The organism is Pseudoalteromonas sp. 11L1 (assembly GCF_055397545.1).
Genome location: NZ_AP041141.1, coordinates 1,396,914 through 1,411,012, shown reverse-complemented (window position 1 = coordinate 1,411,012; position 14,099 = coordinate 1,396,914). Strand labels below are relative to the sequence as shown.

Genomic DNA, 14,099 nt, shown 5'->3' with positions numbered 1-14,099 from the left:
GCAGCTAAAAGCACAACAATCAATTGAAATTAAATTAAAAACTAGCTAAATAAATTCGGTGGCGGTACGTCTGGTGGATAATGTAAGCCGTGATAGCATGTCGCTAAAGTTGGTTTACTTTTCTCGGGAGTTATTGAGTGATTTGAGCTGGGGCTATAGCCACTGTGGCAATGCTGGTGGGCATGTATTTCTGCTGTTGGGGCGCTGTCGTTATCATCAGCAGTTTCGCTACTTTGCGAAAATGAGCTATTTATGTGGTCAACGTCTTCTTGTAAATGGTACGCGGCGCCATCACAGCTTATAAAGCTATGCACAAGCACAAGTAACATTACAATTAAAAAACGATTTGAACGCACAGTTAAACGAATTCCCTATTGAAATACACGATTAGTTAAGCTCATTACTTATCTAATTCAGTACTGTACCTGAAAATACCTAAAAAAGTAATGCAGCAAAATAAAATTTTATTTCATTCAATCTTATTTTGCTGCAAAAAGCCGCTAACAAATGTTAGGGGGCAATATTAACCGTTATTAAGCAACCGCTTGCTCTAAAATTTCACGGCTTTCTTTTAACGTAATAGCTTGGTTTTCACCAAGGGCAACCATGCCATGAGCTTCAAGCTTGCCAATAATATTATCAATAGCAGCCGCTTTATCATCGCCATGCTCAGTAAGCTCAGTTGCTACGTCAAGGCTGTGGTAAAACGCTTCAATCGCTTGAATTGTTTGCTCTGCTAAATCGTCTGTTTGTGCAAGACCAAATACGTTTTTACCCATTTGTTCTAGTTTTGCTTTTTTAACTGCAAATTGATTTCGCAGTAAAGAAGGCTGAACAATAGCCAGTGAACGTGCATGATCAACGCCGTAAGCAGCTGTAAGCTCATGGCCAATCATGTGAGTTGCCCAATCTTGTGATACGCCAGAACCAATTAAGCCGTTAAGTGCTTGGTTTGCAGCCCACATAAGGTTTGCACGCCATGCATCGTCTTGGTTTTCAAAGTTATCACCCAATGTTTTAAGCGCTTTTAACAGTGCTTCTGCGTAGCCTTCTTGAACAAGTGCACCTTCTGGGAATGTTAGGTACTGCTCACACGTATGTACCCATGCATCCACTAAACCATTTACAAGCTGGCGCTGCGGTAATGTTTTCATTACATCAGGGTCCATAATGGCAAATTTTGGTAATACTTCTGGAGATGCAAACGGTAGTTTTTGCTTCGTTGCTTCTTTGCTTACCACCGAGTTTTGGTTAGATTCAGAACCTGTAGCTGGTAGCGTTAATACGGCACCAATTGGTAATGCTCTGGTAATTGTATGCTTACCAGTAGGAATATCCCAACCTTCGCCATCATATACAGCTGATGCTGCAATGTATTTAACGCCGTCAATTACAGAGCCGCCGCCTACACCTAAAACGAAGTCGATACCTTGTTCTTTACAAATTTTTACTGCTTGGTCTAGCACTTCAATTGTTGGGTTGGCACCTACGCCCGAAAACTCTACCCAATCAAAACCTTCAAGTGCTGCTGCAACTTGGTCGTACACGCCGTTCTTTTTAATAGAACCGCCACCGTAAACAACTAATACCTTTTGATCTTTTGCGATCAAATCAGTAAGTGCGGCAATTTGTTGCTGACCAAATTGAATTAAAGTGGGATTTACGTAGCTAAATTTCATTATTTTGCTCCTAAAGGGGACGGTTAATTACTAAGCACCTTATCAATTCTTAAATAAATAAAGTGTTGATGGATGCATAATAGTGGCATAGAACATATATAAAAAGCCTAATATCTACCAAAAGCTTGCCTAAAACTATCAGTGTTGTTATTTTACGCCAAATACTGATAATTTAAGCCGCTCTTATGACAACCATCGCTACTTTGTTACAACAATATGCAGAGCATAATAAGTTGCTCAGCTTTGAAGGTACCATGGAAACAATTATTCCAGGGGTGTACTTTCATCGCGCCACCAAAAGCTCAGCGCGTCAGCCGCTTATTTATAATTCAGGTATTATTATTGTTGGCCAAGGACATAAAATTATTCACTTCCCTGAGCATCAAATACAATATGGTGCAGGCGATTATTTAGTACTGGGAGTGCCCGTACCACTAGAATGTGAAGCGTTTACTGATAACGATTTACCAGTAATGGGTATAGCAATTGATATAAACCCAGCCATGCTGCACAAACTGGTTAACCAAATGATGCAACATAATCCTATTTCAACACCGTTGACACAAAGCGGTGCCGTCCAAAGTGCCGCTTTAGATATGGCCATGGAGCAAGTCACTCATCGACTGTTAACAGCATTAAACAATCCGCTTGAGGCTGAGATATTTGGTGGCGATATAGTTAAAGAATTAGTATATAGAGTACTATGTGGCCCTCAAGGGCATACCTTAATTGGGCTTGCAATGCATGATGGCCATTACGCGCGCATAGCGCGTACTTTATCAACATTACACAGCGATTACGCAAACCCTATTACCGTAGAGCACTTAGCTGAAGAAGTTAATATGAGTGTGTCATCTTTTCATCGTGCGTTTAAACAAGTTACGTTTGAATCCCCTTTGCAGTATTTAAAAAAAGTACGCTTAGCAAAAGCAAAAGAATTAATAATCACCTCTGGCAGTAAAGCTAACGAGGCCGCATTTAAAGTAGGCTATACTAGTGCGTCACAATTTAGCCGTGAGTTTAAACGACACTTCAATAAAACCCCCAGTGAAATACATGTGTGATTAAAAGTAACCCATTTTTGCACTAAGTCATTATTTAAATACTTAATTACTAGTAAAGCCTACCTGCTTTGTTAGTATGGTTTAGAGTATTCATCCTTTTAGTAGCAATGAATTTTACGATAAAGACAAGAGGTTTTTGAGCATGTTAAGCGCACTGATGATTAGATTTAGCATTTTTATATGCGCTTGTACTATGCTGTTTAGTAGCGTTACTTATGCGCAAGAGCATTGCCAGCTCAATGAAAGAGCAACAAACACATCGGTGTCTTTATCCAAAGAAGTTGTCTCAAATATTAAGCTTAAAAACGGTATCAATCATCTCGAATTAAGCTGTAACTTAAACCAAGGTGGGGTATTTTCTTTTACTCGCCCTGCACTTACAGACTTTTCGTGGCAGCAAAATTCAGTATATAAAACACCTTTAAAAACCAATCAGATGGCAATTTTAATGGACCAAGGCGTTTTTACTGCACAGCTTACAGTTACTACCTCAGCAGCTTATACCCCACGCTTTAAGTGGTCAGATACACAACCGTTTGTCGAAAAAATACAACGCTATAACCTTATTTTTGGCATTTTTTATGGTCTTTGCGCCACACTTATTTTTTATGCATTAATTATAGGACACGGCATAAAAGACCCTCTTTTTAAACTGTATGGCATTTATATTTTTTGTATCGCTAGTTTTATATTCTTTCAAGAAGGACAGCCTTATTTATTTACACAGCAGTACTACTCTGTGTACGTAAGTCATCTTTACACGTTAAGTATTGGTTTAACTATAGTCAGTGCCACATGGTTTATGAGTGCACTATTAGAGCTACCTAGATACTTTCCAAAGTTAAGCAATACATTAAAAGTTACCGCCTTATGCGTACTGACTTTGTGCTTACAAAAAATAGCGCTCGATCTGCCACTCATAACCAATATTACCTCTGCAGTAACCGGCTATTTATCATTATTTATTGTCATGACTATTTTTATCCTCAGCGCGATACAAACAAAGTACGGTGTCAATGAAGCAAACTTGGTATTTATAGCACTGGCAAGTATGTTTATTAGTATGACTTTTAGAGTACTACTAACCGATTATAGTCCGTTCATTCAACGCTATGGGTTTGTTATTGCGTTTACAATTGAATCTTTATTACTAGCTATTGCCGTCGGTAGACGAATTCAAAGATTGAGTTATGCAAAAAAACAGGCTGAACGACACGCTAACTTTGATCACTTGTGCCATATATACAATCGTCGTGGGTGGAGCTTAAAAGCAAACGACTTATTGGCAGAGCATAAGCAACGTGGAGGCGTTTTGTGTTTTTTATACATAGATCTAGACCGTTTTAAAGCAATTAATGATACCTATGGCCATGATGTAGGCGACAAAGTACTGTGCAAAGTTGCAGAGTCACTTGGTCAACACATGCGCAGTGAAGATGCTGTTGGCCGCTTAGGAGGCGATGAATTTGTAGCCATGGCATTATTTAATAGCAACGAAAAAATTAACCAGCGAGTTAACACCCTAGAACAACAATTAAACCAGTTAACTATAGAGCATCAGGGCCATACCATTTCCATTTACGCCAGCGTTGGGCAAACTAGCTATACTCAGCCACCTGATAACTTAGACACAGTTTTAAAAGCGGGTGATGAAGCGATGTATAAACAGAAATTGCAAAGAAAGGCAAAGCAGGCTGAAAAAATGGTAGGAACCGCAATTTAAAGGCAAAAAACATGAGCTAGTCAGTAAGACTAGCTCAGCTATAATAGCTAGCCTAATCCTTTTTAAACAGTACCTCGGGATTAACCATGGTTTTCATTTCAAGCACGTTACCGTTGGGATCTTCAATAAAAAAGGTTTCTTGCTCAAACTCATCACCAACAAAACGACGGTAAGGTTTATCTAAATATTCAAGGCCGGCATCAGCAATGCGTTGCTTAAGTCCTTGAAACTCACTTTCTGATAAATGAATACCGAAGTGTGGTACAGCCACTGCGCCCATATCAACGTCGTGACGTACCGTAGGTAAACGCTCAACGCTTTGATGCAGAGTTAACTCGTTGCCCCAAAAATCAATGTCTACCCATCGTCCTGCTTCACTATTGCCGGTTTTACAGCCGAGTACGTCACAGTAAAACGTTTTCGCTTTTTCAAGATCGCCAGCGGGGATAGCCAGATGTAAACAGTTAGACATAAATTACCTTAGGTTATAACTTTTAATATATGAAATATGCCGCATTATACATAATTTGCAATTTATAGAACATCAACACTGTTATTTTTAGTCATTCATTGCATATCGATAATTTTCAACAATAATTCATCTTTTAACAATGGTGTATCGATTTTAGTCTTAAATCACAGTTTTTAACTATTAAAGCTAAAACTGATACATTATGATGTGCGCGCCATGACTAAATTCATACTTTTAAAATTCATTACCTTTTTTATCGGCTGCCTATCGTGTTTTGTAATGCATACCACATTCGCATTGCCTATTGTTGTATCTGCCGGTTTAACGGGGCTTATCGGTTCATTTATTCCATTCCCTGCCGATTACAAAAACCATCCCTATTCAGCTATTTATGCAGGCAGTTTTGCCGGTATGTGCTCCACTAGTTTAATAACTGAATACTGGGAAATTGCGGCTATTTCTGCCATTGGGGCTGTTTTGTACACACTCACGATTAACATATTTGCAGGGTTTGGTGGACGATTAGGTAGCATTGCATTTGCTAGTGTCGCCTTATTTGTTTTAGCCAAGGAGTTAATAATATGACGCTTATTTATCCGCTGCTTGCTTTGTTAGGGGCGTTTTTAACCTTTTACTTGGCTAAGCATAATCGCTTTGATGGGATCCGAGCCTCTGCAGCCCTATCCATTATTGCTTATTTAATATTTGCACAATTTAGTTTCAACGCTGAGCTATATAGCATCGTCTTTTTTGGCGGCACATTTATTGGCATGAGTGCCCCTCACCGCTTTGGTGTGTATACGCTTGCCAGTTCAGCAATTATATTTTCACTGTTTTTTGCTTATTTAGTGCCTATTCTTGATGGTTTTGGTGGTGCTTTGGGGATTAGTGCATTTTTATCCGTATGTATTTGCCACGTATTTATTTTACTTGGTGCACCGCGCAGTAAAAAAACTAAAATTTAAACGCTTTCTTGAATAAAAATTCAATAAAATCTTACACCTATTAAATTGTATAAAAATAACGCATGTTTTTTTGATCAACACTGTAAATGGTTTCGTACTGTTCACAAAGCTGTAACACTGTAACATTCGATTAAAGGAACAATTATGAATAAAGTATTTAAGCTCGGTGCTATCATACTTCCCTTGTTACTTATTCAAGGCTGTAGTAGCGATGACGATAACAACGCCCCAGTAACTGTAGACCCACAACCTGCCGTCTCGGTCTTTGACGCCGCACAGGATTCTGGAGAGTTCACCACTCTTGTTGCAGCACTAGAAGCAACCGGTCTAGATGAAACCCTTGATGATTTGACTACCAGTTATACTGTATTTGCCCCTACCGATGATGCATTTTCGTTATTAGGTGAAGAAACCATTAATAACTTATTAGCCGATACAGACACCCTAAGCTCAATTTTAACTTACCATGTAGTCTCTGGCAGAGTAGATGCGCAAACAGCTATTGGTTTAGCGGGTACCACTGTTGAGACAGTCAATGGACAAAGCATCGCTTTATCTTTAAATGGTGAGAATTTATTAGTAAATACCAGCACAGTTACAATGACCGACATTGTGACCGACAACGGAATTATTCATGTTATTGATGCAGTGCTTACACCAAAAACAGTGTCAGAAACAGCACCAACCAATAATATTATTGAAACAGCTCAGCAAGCTGGTAACTTTAGTACGTTACTTGCGGCTCTTGACGCTGCATCCCTTACTTCAGCACTAGCGGACGAATCATCAGAATTTACCGTATTTGCACCTACTGATGCTGCTTTCGAGTCAATAGGTAGCAACTTTTTAAACAGCTTACTTGCTAATCCCACCGTTTTAGCAGATATTTTGAAGCAGCATGTACTTGTAGGATCAGTTGATTCTGTAACTGCAATGTCTCTCAACGGTCAATCAGCAGAAACGCTACTTGGCAATACCCTTCCAGTGGCGATAAACGCACAAAGAAACATGCTATCGTTTGGCGGAGCAAACATTGTAGTTAAAGATATTATGACCAATAACGGTGTCATTCATGTAATTGATTCAGTTATCATTTCTGATGTTACTTTACCTCAAAGTACCAATACAATTGCTGATATAGCGAGCGCTGATGGTAATTTTACGACACTTCTAGCTGCTTTAACGGCAACAGGGTTAGATACACTAGTTGCCGATCCAGATAATACTTTTAGTGTATTTGCACCTACAGACGCTGCATTTGCTGCGCTCGGACAGGATACAATTAATGCGCTACTAGCTGATACAGATACGCTTCGTGATATTTTGCTGTATCATGTTTTTTCTGACGCGACAGTTTTATCAGATGACGCAGTAACCATTGCCAATAGCAACAGCAACAGCAACAAGATAGAAATGGCCAATGGCGACATGGCTGCTATATCTCATGTAAATAGCTCACTATTTATCAATGACTCAGCAATTTCAGAGGCAAATGTAATCGCTAGTAACGGCGTGATTCATGTATTAAATAAAGTAATTATGCCACCGGCTGAAGTTGGTACCCCGACTAAAACAATTGCTACAGTAGCTACTGAAACACCTGCACTATCTACTTTAGTCACTGCACTACAAGCAGCATCACTAGTAGATACCTTTAACGACACCACTCAATCATTTACGGTATTTGCACCGACAAATGCTGCATTTAGCAAAATCCCTACCGCTGATTTAGAGGCTTTATTGGCTGATACGACAGCATTGACAGGTGTGCTAACTCAACATGTTTTAGGCGCTCAAGTGGGCAGTACTGATGCATTTGCAGCCAATGGTAAAACGGTGACCACGCTTGCTGATAACATGCTAAGCGTAAACGTTGTAGACTTTACCAGCACAGCAAACACAGCAACAGATAGCATTGCTTATGATTCAACTGATAGTCGTTTAGTAACGGGTATGGCTGATGCTATGCCAGGCAAAACAGTTTATGTGTTCGACAATGATTTAGGCGAGGCAATGAGCTCGTGTGAAGCAGCTTGTGCAACAACGTGGCCACCGGTTCTTGGTACTGCAGCATCAATTGAAAATGTACCCGGTTTATCGTTAATTGCTCGCTCAGATGACAGCATGCAAGTCGCCTACCTTGGCCGCCCTTTATATACCTTCTCCGGTGATACGGCAGCAGGTCAGAATAATGGCCAAGCTGTGAACGATATTTGGTGGCAAGTAAGCTTACCAGCTACATCACTACAAGTAGCGGGTAGCAATGTAACAACTACTGATATTTATACCAGTAATGGCGTTGTTCACTTAATTGATACAGTGATCACAACGGCCAAATAAATTAAGTTTTACTGTGAGATAAGCCAGGAGTGATGCTATTTACTCCTGGCTTTTTTATAAAAAATAGGCTTACTTATTAATACCTTGGGAGCTTGTTGGGTAACCAAAGACTACTTTTAACTTTGCTTTTAATCCCTTTGCTCTGTAGGTACTTTTAAAGAGATGCTGCCACTGATGAAAGGTAATTTTAATCGGGTTATTACTGTGTAGTTGGCCAATAATTCCGTATTTACAAGGCTTGCTTTCATCCTCTTCTACATAAGTGCCAAATAACTTATCCCAAACAATTAGTACCCCTGCAAAGTTTTTATCTAAATAACCATTGTTAATAGCATGATGTACCCGATGATGTGATGGGGTATTAAATACGCTTTCAAACCAACCCAGCTTTTTTACCACTTGGGTGTGAACAAAAAATTGATACGCTAAATTAAGGGCAACTACGGCAAAAACAATCACAGGTTCAAAACCAAGTAATATCATTGGCATCCAAAACAGCCACATGCCCGCAAGCGGATACATTAAACTTTGTCTAAAGGCAGTAGTAAAATTCATTCTCGTAGAGCTATGATGTACGACATGCGCTGCCCATAACCAATGTATATGGTGTGATGCACGATGAAACCAATAATATAAAAAATCTTGCAGTACAAAGGCACCTAATATGGTCAGTACCGTCAATTCAATATCAAATAACCGAAACTGATACAGCCAGTAAAAAAACGGCATTAGTACTATTAATGCAATAGCATCAGCACCTTGATGTAATAAAGCCAATAATGCATTGGCTAAACTGTCTTTTATATCGTAGTGACGCCTAAATTTAATAAACTCGATAGCAACAAACAGCAAAAAAATAGGGCTCAGTGCGAGTAAAATAATTTCAATGCTCATACAACACGCTCCTGAAAATAGCGGGCTATTTTTTTAAGTGCTTGGCTAATATCTTTTTTTATAAAAAAAGCCAGTATAAAATCGGGTAACCAAAAAGGTGCAATGCAACTAATATGGTAATTAACCTCAGTGAGCGATGGCTCTTCATTAATGGTATTTAAGTAAATATCACCACGATGCTGCGCAACGGGCTTGCTACCTATAATACGGTAACTAATATGACTGTTATCTGCAGCTATTATTTGCTCTTTAAAGGTAGTGCCTTGCATTTTTATTTCTCTAATCGTGCCTTTTCCGCCACTTATTTCACCCGGCTCTTGTGGTGCAAGTAGTGTAAAGTGAGCATTAAAAAATCGTCCTAAATCAGCATGCGCTAATAATACGCTGCGTATTTGCTCCGGCGTTGCTGCCACAGCTCGCTTAATTTTTATTTCTACCATGACCTTCACCCTATTATTTTTATCGATCACTAGCATATAAAAATATGCCGTGGCAAACTTGCGATTAGACGACTATTTTTTAGCTTTAGGCGACAAATGAAAACCTTAGCCGATCATTATTTTTGTAGCTGTTTGGATTATCTTGAAGCCCAAGGCTTAGCTAGCCAAGTGGCTTTAAGCGCTATTGATTTTAACGAGTATACCAATAAAAAGTCACAACAAATGGCGCCACGTATCAGCTTAAAAAGCTATAATGCGCTGCTTGGCTATGCACAACAGGCGTTAAACGATCCCTTATTTGGCTTTGAATTAGGAAAACAAATACGCACCGCTGATTTTGGTGTATTGGGGTATTTAATTGAATCGAGTACTAATTTAGCCAGCGCTATTACTGCACTACTTAATTACGACAGCCTAGTGGCTAATATTGGTCGCGCCAAGTTTGAGCAACAAAAAACACGGTGTAAAGTAACTTGGGTAGCCGATCCACAATGTAGTTCACAGGCTGTTTTACGAAATATGACCGCTTGGGTCAGCGTGGTACGCCAACTACTTAATCCTGAGCTTTCACCTAGCTGTGTGTATTTTTCAACACACTTTTCAAACACCGAACAACACAGATTAACTAATTGGTTTAATTGCCCAGTAAAAGCTGGCGCTAGCTTTAATCAAATCGAGTTTCCAAGTAATTACTTAACCCTGCCCTTTAAAACCGATAATAGCCAAATCAACGCAATACTTAAGCAAATGTCAGAGCAACAGCTATCCCAGTTTAAAAGTCAGCAGTTATTATCAGAAAAAATTAATCATATTTTAATGGCAAAACACGACTTACAAGATTGCTCTTTGCTCAGGACAGCTGCGGCCTTAAATATGACGCCACGCACACTACAGCGCTATCTAAAAAAAGAGCAAACCACGTTTGCCACGCTGCTTGAAGCAGAGCAAAAACGACGCTTATTAACTTATATTCACCACTATTCACTAAATAAAATCGCTTTTATGCTGGGATTTAACGATCAAAGTTCTTTTAATCGTGCCTTTAAACGCTGGCATCATTGCTCGCCTCGCCAATTTATAAAAAACAACAAGTAAACAATCTGCTTACTTAAAATATACATTTATCATGTACCTTATTAATGTTTTTCTTTACACTAGCGTTATAGTATTGCTTTAAAGACAATTATTTATGCTTTTGCGTATGGTGTTAACTGTTTTTGTATTGTTTTTTTATAGTGCGTTCTGCAACGCCACCCCTGTTACCTTTATCGCTGAAGATTTACCGCCTTATCATTTTAAAAACCCTCAAGGTGAAGCACAGGGCGCGCTGGTCGATATAGCTAAAGCAGTTTTAAATGGCACTGATTTAACAGCAAAGTTTGAAATAATGCCAATGGCTAGAATATTCCAACAGCAACGAGCCAATCCTAATGCCATAATAATGTCACTGCTAAAAACACCAAACAGACATCATCAATATAAGTGGCTAGGTAAAGTCTACTTTGCGGACGCATACCTAGTTAGTTTAAGTAACCACAAAGATGAAGTGATTCATTTAAATTTTGCTAAAGAGTACAAAGTAGCCACTATTCGCGGCTACTCTGCACAAGCTTATTTAGAAACTAAAGGCTTTACTGAAAATGAAAACCTAGTATTAGTCAGTTATTATCAACAGCTCTGGAAAATGCTATATAAAGCTCGTATCGACTTTGTTGTAACCAATACGCTCACACTTGAAAACGAGTTAAAGCGCACCGGGCTCGACCCTAATTTAATTTCAAAACGCATCCACTTAGATGAGTTACCCTCTTCTTTGCACTTTGCAGCCAGTAATCAGCTTGACTCACACACAGCAAAAATTATTAGCGATAGGTTAAATGCCATCAAGGAAAGTGGTGAATATCAGCAAATTTTAAATAAATGGCAACTCCCTATGCCAAAAAACCTTTAATACTCAGCGGGCAAGGTATTCTGTGCTAGATAATTTTTTAATGAGATAAACAAAGGTGCGGGCAAGTCATTAATATCGCACCAACGCCACTGTAAACATTTGTGAGGCTCTTTATTTATAACCTCTCCGCCTTCATAGTCTGCTTGCACATATAAGGTAATATAATGTTTGTTCTCTGCGCTAAAAATATCGTTGGTAAAATCGAGTTTACGAATATTAGTAACATTGAGCCCAGTCTCTTCTACTACTTCACGCACAGCGCATTGCTCAACAGTTTCACCAAATTCTAAATGCCCTCCAGGGGTTGCCCACGTATTTGCGCCATGTGCGCCTATCCGTTCACCGAGTAAAATTTTATTATCATGCATTACTATTACTGCAACGCCTACTCTGACCATTTGATTCATTCTTATATCCATTTACTCTTCATTAATTACTGAAACATTTTACATTAGTTGGAACTTTTTAGTTCTATACAATCATTACGTTGGCCAAAAACTAAAAGCATCGCTTACTATTTAACCGACCATAGTCGAATATCACTGCTGATAAAAAGCGCTTAGTTTAGTTAGATTAAATTTTACTCAGGAGCCTTTATGTCAGGTGAATATAAACAACATTACAACGAATTTAAACAAGACCCGGCAGCGTTTTGGTTATCGCAAAGTAAACGCCTTCCTTGGTACAAGGCTCCAGAAACAGCATACACACAAGATCAAGAAGGACTGCACCACTGGTATGCAGACGGCCAACTTAACAGCTGTTTTTTAGCCGTAGATCAGCATGTCATCGCTGGGCATGGTAATGAAACAGCGTTAATTTATGACTCACCTGTTACCAATAGCAAACGCAGTTATAGCTATTTACAACTACAGCAAGAGGTCGCTAAATTTGCAGGGGTAATGCAGTCTTTAGGAGTGACTAAAGGCGACCGCGTAGTGATTTATATGCCCATGATCCCCGAAGCCGTAATTGGTATGTTAGCCTGTGCCCGAATTGGCGCTATTCATTCTGTTGTATTTGGCGGTTTTGCAGCGCATGAATTAGCGGTACGGATTGATGACGCCAAGCCCAAATTGGTGCTCAGTGCCTCCTGCGGTGTAGAAGTTAATACTGTAATTGAGTACAAAGAATTACTCGATAACGCGGTTGAAGCTGCTAGCTATAAAGTTGAACACTGTATTATTTATCAGCGTGAGCAAGCCACCGCACCGCTTATGCCCGAACGTGATATTGACTGGGCTGTTGCAATGCAAACAGCCACACCGGTTGATCCCGTTGCGGTCAGTGGCGATCATCCGCTTTATATTTTATACACCTCAGGCACAACAGGGACGCCTAAAGGTGTGGTGCGTGAAAATGGCGGCCATGCGGTTGCTATGCATTACAGTATGGAAACCGTATACGGCATGAAACCCGGTGACGTATTTTGGGCCGCCTCTGATATTGGCTGGGTAGTGGGTCATTCGTATATTTTGTATGCGCCACTTATGTATCGATGCGCAACTATTTTATTTGAAGGAAAACCGGTTAGAACCCCCGATGCCAGTGCTTTTTGGCGCGTAGTAGAAGAATACAAAGTGAATGCCCTATTTAGTGCCCCCACTGCGTTTCGCGCGATTAAAAAAGAGGACCCCAATGCCGATGGCTTTAAACAATACGATACCTCTAGTCTCAAACGATTATTTTTAGCCGGAGAGCGTTTAGACCCACCTACCTACGATTGGCTCAAAGAAAAAACAGGTTTACCGGTGCTTGATCATTGGTGGCAAACAGAAACGGGCTGGGCAATTGCGTGTAACCCTGTTGGCATTGAACACCTGCCAACAAAAGCAGGAAGCTCAACAGTTGCAACACCTGGGTTTGATGTAAGAATTTTAGATATGAATGGGGATGAATGTGCTCCGAATGAACAAGGCGCGGTTGTTATAAAGCGACCTTTACCACCGGGATGCTTACCGACAATTTGGCAAAATACGGCTCGTTTTAAGGCTGGTTATTTGGCTGAATATGAGGGCTACTATTTATCTGGTGATGGCGGTTATATTGATGACGATGGCTACCTCTTTATTATGGGTCGCACCGATGATGTAATTAATGTCGCAGGGCACCGTCTATCCACCGGTGAAATGGAAGAAATTGTTGCCGCGCACCCAGCTGTGGCTGAATGTGCAGTATTTGGTATTAGTGATGCGTTAAAAGGGCAAAACCCAATGGCGATGGTGGTGCTAAAAAATGATTTTCATGGCTCACATAAAGAGGTAGAACAGCAATTGGTGCAAACCGTGCGTAATCAAATTGGTGCTATTGCGTGCCTTAAAAATATTATGTGTGTAGAGCGATTACCAAAAACCCGTTCTGGCAAAATTTTACGTAAAAACCTGCGGCAGTTAATTGATGGTGAAGAACTGCAAATTCCATCAACCATAGATGATCCAAGTATTTTTGAAGAACTCAGCCAGCAACTCGAGCATGGTAAACTGTAACTACATAATGTAAAAAGTCTTAAATAGACTTTTTACATTGCAGCTGCTTAACTAATAATCAGTAATTAATAATAGCGTCCTTATG

Annotated in this window: 14 protein-coding genes; 8 read left to right on the top strand and 6 right to left on the bottom strand. The window is 39.7% G+C overall.

Going from position 1 to position 14,099, the window contains the following annotated elements; translation table 11 throughout:
* Nucleotides 1–41 precede the first annotated feature (41 nt).
* Nucleotides 42–356: a hypothetical protein gene (locus ACZ5WS_RS06515; protein ID WP_464711232.1), complete on the bottom strand. Its 315-nt coding sequence runs from the start codon at nt 354–356 to the stop codon at nt 42–44.
* Nucleotides 357–533: 177 nt separating this feature from the next.
* The gene (locus ACZ5WS_RS06510) at nt 534–1,679 is read right to left on the bottom strand and encodes an iron-containing alcohol dehydrogenase (protein WP_464711230.1); all 1,146 of its coding nucleotides are present in this window, start codon (nt 1,677–1,679) and stop codon (nt 534–536) included.
* 185 nt (nt 1,680–1,864) lie between these two features.
* On the opposite strand from ACZ5WS_RS06510, the gene ACZ5WS_RS06505 reads away from it, so the two are divergent.
* Nucleotides 1,865–2,743 carry an AraC family transcriptional regulator gene (locus tag ACZ5WS_RS06505; protein ID WP_198523643.1) on the top strand — a complete coding sequence of 293 codons (879 nt, stop codon included), beginning with the start codon at nt 1,865–1,867 and terminating at the stop codon, nt 2,741–2,743.
* Nucleotides 2,744–2,900: 157 nt separating this feature from the next.
* The gene (locus ACZ5WS_RS06500) at nt 2,901–4,466 is read left to right on the top strand and encodes a sensor domain-containing diguanylate cyclase (RefSeq protein ID WP_464711228.1); all 1,566 of its coding nucleotides are present in this window, start codon (nt 2,901–2,903) and stop codon (nt 4,464–4,466) included.
* Between the two features lie 52 nt (nt 4,467–4,518).
* On the opposite strand, the gene ACZ5WS_RS06495 is transcribed toward ACZ5WS_RS06500, so the two are convergent.
* The gene (locus ACZ5WS_RS06495; protein WP_138608683.1) at nt 4,519–4,938 is read right to left on the bottom strand and encodes a VOC family protein; all 420 of its coding nucleotides are present in this window, start codon (nt 4,936–4,938) and stop codon (nt 4,519–4,521) included.
* Nucleotides 4,939–5,154: 216 nt separating this feature from the next.
* On the opposite strand from ACZ5WS_RS06495, the gene ACZ5WS_RS06490 reads away from it, so the two are divergent.
* The 3 genes from ACZ5WS_RS06490 (at nt 5,155) to ACZ5WS_RS06480 (ending at nt 8,243) form a co-directional block, all read left to right on the top strand.
* Nucleotides 5,155–5,523 carry a hypothetical protein gene (locus ACZ5WS_RS06490; RefSeq protein WP_464711226.1) on the top strand — a complete coding sequence of 123 codons (369 nt, stop codon included), beginning with the start codon at nt 5,155–5,157 and terminating at the stop codon, nt 5,521–5,523.
* On the top strand, nt 5,520–5,903 hold the full coding sequence (locus tag ACZ5WS_RS06485) for a hypothetical protein (protein WP_076918394.1): 384 nt from the start codon (nt 5,520–5,522) through the stop codon (nt 5,901–5,903). Before ACZ5WS_RS06490 ends, ACZ5WS_RS06485 begins: the two co-directional genes overlap by 4 nt.
* A gap of 144 nt (nt 5,904–6,047) precedes the next feature.
* Complete coding sequence (locus ACZ5WS_RS06480; RefSeq protein ID WP_464711224.1) at nt 6,048–8,243, top strand: fasciclin domain-containing protein; 2,196 nt, start codon at nt 6,048–6,050, stop codon at nt 8,241–8,243.
* Between the two features lie 69 nt (nt 8,244–8,312).
* Here the strand turns inward: ACZ5WS_RS06480 and ACZ5WS_RS06475 are convergent, their stop codons facing one another.
* Together ACZ5WS_RS06475 and ACZ5WS_RS06470 are read right to left on the bottom strand one after the other, a co-directional pair.
* Nucleotides 8,313–9,137: a sterol desaturase family protein gene (locus tag ACZ5WS_RS06475; protein WP_198523646.1), complete on the bottom strand. Its 825-nt coding sequence runs from the start codon at nt 9,135–9,137 to the stop codon at nt 8,313–8,315.
* A complete protein-coding gene (locus tag ACZ5WS_RS06470; protein WP_290168493.1) occupies nt 9,134–9,577 on the bottom strand; it encodes an SRPBCC family protein in 444 nt (147 codons plus the stop codon). Before ACZ5WS_RS06470 ends, ACZ5WS_RS06475 begins: the two co-directional genes overlap by 4 nt.
* A gap of 96 nt (nt 9,578–9,673) precedes the next feature.
* Between ACZ5WS_RS06470 and ACZ5WS_RS06465 the strand changes: the two genes are divergently transcribed.
* Together ACZ5WS_RS06465 and ACZ5WS_RS06460 are read left to right on the top strand one after the other, a co-directional pair.
* Complete coding sequence (locus tag ACZ5WS_RS06465) at nt 9,674–10,672, top strand: AraC family transcriptional regulator ligand-binding domain-containing protein (RefSeq protein WP_464711222.1); 999 nt, start codon at nt 9,674–9,676, stop codon at nt 10,670–10,672.
* A 94-nt stretch (nt 10,673–10,766) separates the two neighbouring features.
* Nucleotides 10,767–11,528 (top strand): substrate-binding periplasmic protein, encoded by a 762-nt coding sequence (locus tag ACZ5WS_RS06460; RefSeq protein ID WP_138608693.1) that lies wholly within the window; start codon nt 10,767–10,769, stop codon nt 11,526–11,528.
* Here the strand turns inward: ACZ5WS_RS06460 and ACZ5WS_RS06455 are convergent.
* A complete protein-coding gene (locus ACZ5WS_RS06455; RefSeq protein ID WP_010387575.1) occupies nt 11,525–11,935 on the bottom strand; it encodes a nucleotide triphosphate diphosphatase NUDT15 in 411 nt (136 codons plus the stop codon). The genes ACZ5WS_RS06460 and ACZ5WS_RS06455 overlap by 4 nt on opposite strands.
* Nucleotides 11,936–12,124: 189 nt before the next feature.
* Between ACZ5WS_RS06455 and ACZ5WS_RS06450 the strand changes: the two genes are divergently transcribed.
* Nucleotides 12,125–14,014 carry an AMP-binding protein gene (locus ACZ5WS_RS06450; protein WP_464711220.1) on the top strand — a complete coding sequence of 630 codons (1,890 nt, stop codon included), beginning with the start codon at nt 12,125–12,127 and terminating at the stop codon, nt 14,012–14,014.
* Nucleotides 14,015–14,099 lie beyond the last annotated feature (85 nt).

Excerpts from the sequence above, each read along its gene's own strand:
- ACZ5WS_RS06475 (WP_198523646.1), bottom strand. The coding sequence starts at position 9,137 with ATGAGCATTGAAATTATTTTACTCGCACTGAGCCCTATTTTTTTGCTG.
- ACZ5WS_RS06455 (WP_010387575.1), bottom strand. The coding sequence starts at position 11,935 with ATGAATCAAATGGTCAGAGTAGGCGTTGCAGTAATAGTAATGCATGAT.
- ACZ5WS_RS06460 (WP_138608693.1), top strand. The coding sequence starts at position 10,767 with ATGCTTTTGCGTATGGTGTTAACTGTTTTTGTATTGTTTTTTTATAGT.
- ACZ5WS_RS06450 (WP_464711220.1), top strand. The coding sequence starts at position 12,125 with ATGTCAGGTGAATATAAACAACATTACAACGAATTTAAACAAGACCCG.
- ACZ5WS_RS06465 (WP_464711222.1), top strand. The coding sequence starts at position 9,674 with ATGAAAACCTTAGCCGATCATTATTTTTGTAGCTGTTTGGATTATCTT.
- ACZ5WS_RS06480 (WP_464711224.1), top strand. The coding sequence starts at position 6,048 with ATGAATAAAGTATTTAAGCTCGGTGCTATCATACTTCCCTTGTTACTT.
- ACZ5WS_RS06495 (WP_138608683.1), bottom strand. The coding sequence starts at position 4,938 with ATGTCTAACTGTTTACATCTGGCTATCCCCGCTGGCGATCTTGAAAAA.
- ACZ5WS_RS06485 (WP_076918394.1), top strand. The coding sequence starts at position 5,520 with ATGACGCTTATTTATCCGCTGCTTGCTTTGTTAGGGGCGTTTTTAACC.
- ACZ5WS_RS06510 (WP_464711230.1), bottom strand. The coding sequence starts at position 1,679 with ATGAAATTTAGCTACGTAAATCCCACTTTAATTCAATTTGGTCAGCAA.
- ACZ5WS_RS06505 (WP_198523643.1), top strand. The coding sequence starts at position 1,865 with ATGACAACCATCGCTACTTTGTTACAACAATATGCAGAGCATAATAAG.
- ACZ5WS_RS06470 (WP_290168493.1), bottom strand. The coding sequence starts at position 9,577 with ATGGTAGAAATAAAAATTAAGCGAGCTGTGGCAGCAACGCCGGAGCAA.
- ACZ5WS_RS06500 (WP_464711228.1), top strand. The coding sequence starts at position 2,901 with ATGATTAGATTTAGCATTTTTATATGCGCTTGTACTATGCTGTTTAGT.
- ACZ5WS_RS06490 (WP_464711226.1), top strand. The coding sequence starts at position 5,155 with ATGACTAAATTCATACTTTTAAAATTCATTACCTTTTTTATCGGCTGC.